This window comes from Pseudomonas sp. NPDC096950 (genome assembly GCF_044762525.1).
GTDB lineage: Bacteria > Pseudomonadota > Gammaproteobacteria > Pseudomonadales > Pseudomonadaceae > Aquipseudomonas.
This window is the reverse complement of sequence record NZ_JBIWEL010000038.1, coordinates 48,256-49,147: the sequence shown is the minus strand read 5'-3', so window position 1 is coordinate 49,147 and position 892 is coordinate 48,256. Positions and strand designations below refer to the sequence as shown.

2 protein-coding genes are annotated in these 892 nt (G+C 57.0%); both read right to left on the bottom strand.

Annotated elements, in window-relative coordinates; all coding sequences use genetic code 11:
- A partial coding sequence (gene trmD, locus ACIQY3_RS33035) for a tRNA (guanosine(37)-N1)-methyltransferase TrmD (protein WP_403028617.1) occupies positions 1-675 on the bottom strand: 675 nt, incomplete at its 3' end.
- A partial coding sequence (gene rimM / locus ACIQY3_RS33030; RefSeq protein ID WP_403028614.1) for a ribosome maturation factor RimM occupies positions 657-892 on the bottom strand: 236 nt, incomplete at its 5' end. The genes trmD and rimM, both read right to left, overlap by 19 nt.

Genomic DNA, 892 nt, shown 5'->3' with positions numbered 1-892 from the left:
CCTACAAAGGGACTGCTGTAAACGCCAACGCCGGATATGCGCGTGATTGCCACTAAGCAACACGTCGGGAACACGCTGATCCGCATACACCTCCGGTCGGGTGTAGTGCGGGCAATCCAGCAGACCGTCCGTAAAGGAATCTTCCTCGGCGGAGTCCGCATGCCCTAAAGCTCCAGGCAGCAGTCGTGTAACCGCATCGATCAGGACCATCGCCGGCAGCTCGCCGCCAGACAGTACATAGTCACCAATCGACCACTCTTCATCGACGTGAGCATCTATAAAACGCTCGTCAATGCCTTCATAGCGGCCGGCAATCAGGATCAATGCATCCAGATTCGCCAACTCGCGGACCGCCGACTGAGTCAGCTGACGGCCTTGGGGGGACAGGTAAATTACCTTCGCCGCCTCCCCGGCTGCTGCCTTGGCCTGAACCAGAGCATCTTCCAGGGGCTTGATCTTCATCACCATGCCCGGGCCACCGCCAAATGGGCGATCGTCCACAGTGTGATGTCGATCCGTCGTGTAGTCTCGCGGATTCCAACAGGTGAGCTGCAACAGCCCCTGTTTCACCGCACGACTGGTGATGCCGTACTCGCTGATGGCGGAGAACATCTCGGGAAACAAACTGATCACTTCTACGCGCAAGTTAGCCACGCTTAGAAGTCCGCATCCCATTCCACCTTCATCTCGCCTGCGGCAAGGTCGACTACCAACACGCATTGCTCCGTATAGGGCAACAGGCGTTCGCGATCATCCAGGCTGCCAGCGCAAGGCTTGACCACCATTACATCATTGGCGCCGGTTTCCAGAAGATGATCGATTTTCCCGAGCAGTTGCCCGAGTTGATCAATAACCTTCAGACCTTCCAGCTGGTACAAGTAGTACTCGCCGT